Below are 1625 nucleotides of genomic sequence, written 5' to 3' on the forward strand. Positions count from 1 at the left end.
CTTTCGATATCATCTATCGTGAACTGAATGAACATACTGGCCAATTCCGCAACAGCTTTGCGGGGTCTGGTACGGGTACATTAGAAGTAACCCGTCGCGTGAATTCCTTTGTATCAGGTTGGGTTGAAGGTGCGCTTGAAAAACTACCGACGATCACACCAGACGACGAGTCGAACAACAAAATCAATAACTACATCGATAAAGAGTTCAAAAATATCGACCGCGAAACCTTCAAACAACAACTTAAAGAGGCGATGAAAAATCTCACCGCTGATTACGAAGTTGGCTTGAAGAAAGGCCGTAAATTGTCTGTTAATCGACCAGTTGCTGGGGCACAGGCACCTAAAAAGATATCTAAATCATAGAGCCGCTTTACATTGCTTCAGCGTATTGATAAAAACCATCAATAGGACCTACAGGACTATATGTTTGTCATTCGTAATCCATACGTTTGACAGAAGTACATGATGGAGAAAATACGTTGAAAAAAATCACACTAGCCCTAGCGCTTACTGTCGCACTTACGGGTTGTCAGGCAACTCAACGCCAAAACGCTACTACTGGCGAATCTGAGACTAACTCTGCAACTCAAGGCGCTCTAATTGGTGCAATCGCCGGTGCCGTTGCTGGTGCTGCTACCGGTGACTCTAAAGACCGTGGTAAACGTGCTCTTATTGGTGCTGCCGGCGGTGCTGCTGTTGGCGGTGGTATTGGTTACTACTTTGACCGACAAGAAGCGGCACTTCGTGAAGAACTGATGAACTCAGGTGTTCAGGTAGAGCGTGTTGGCGAAAACCAACTTCTACTTCGCCTTGAAAACGGCATTGGTTTCGATTCTGGTTCTTACGCGCTTGAATCAAGCATTCACAACACACTTCGTGGTGTTGCGCGTATCCTAGTTGAATACCCAGACACTAGCCTAGTAATCGAAGGTCACACTGACAGTACTGGCAGTGAGTCGACGAACCAAATCCTTTCTGAGCGCCGTGCTGAATCTGTTCGTGCATTCTTGATCTCTCAAGACGTAGCGGCAGGCCGTGCCATTGCTCGTGGTAACGGCGAACGTTACCCACTATGCGACAACAACACGTCTCAAGGCCGTGCTTGTAACCGCCGTGTAGAGATTCAAATCTTGCCACTTAAGTAGCACGATTAAAGCCCAGTCTCCTTTATCTATTGAAATAACCGCTATATAGTTGCTTGTCTGTGGTATGGCTGATTCAAAGCTGTACGACTTTACTATTCACTACATAGCGTCTTGATACTGATATCGGCACTGGGCTTTTTACGAGACTTATCTTTTGCTTATCCTATCCAACTTTCTAACATCATCGCCCCTGAGAACACTGCTTCTAGCCCTTGTTTTATTGCTTTCCTCCCTCGCCCACGCGGCAAATAACAGTGAAGAACGTAGCGCAGCAGATCCATCACCTAAAGACTCGGCATCACAATATCAATTAGCACAAGCGTATGAATTAGGGATAGGCGTCTCTAAAAACATCGATGACGCATTCTATTGGTATTCACAATCCGCGGAAAACGGCAATGCAGATGCACAGTTCAGATTGGCTGAGCTTTACTTGGCCGGAACGGGTGGTGAGCCCGATAACAAATTAGCCTTGGAA

1 protein-coding gene and 2 pseudogenes are annotated in these 1625 nt (G+C 46.2%); all 3 read left to right on the top strand.

Annotation, left to right across the window (positions count from 1 at the left end; all coding sequences use genetic code 11):
• Positions 1-365 (top strand): annotated as a pseudogene (locus tag BCT81_RS20755) (transcriptional regulator); the annotation flags it as partial.
• Between the two features lie 116 nt (positions 366-481).
• Positions 482-1147, top strand: a complete 666-nt coding sequence (locus tag BCT81_RS20760; protein WP_061032747.1) for an OmpA family protein — start codon at positions 482-484, stop codon at positions 1145-1147.
• A gap of 154 nt (positions 1148-1301) precedes the next feature.
• Positions 1302-1625, top strand: a pseudogene (locus BCT81_RS20765) (SEL1-like repeat protein); the annotation flags it as partial.

This window comes from Vibrio sp. 10N.261.52.A1, from assembly GCF_002876325.1.
Lineage (GTDB): Bacteria > Pseudomonadota > Gammaproteobacteria > Enterobacterales > Vibrionaceae > Vibrio > Vibrio chagasii.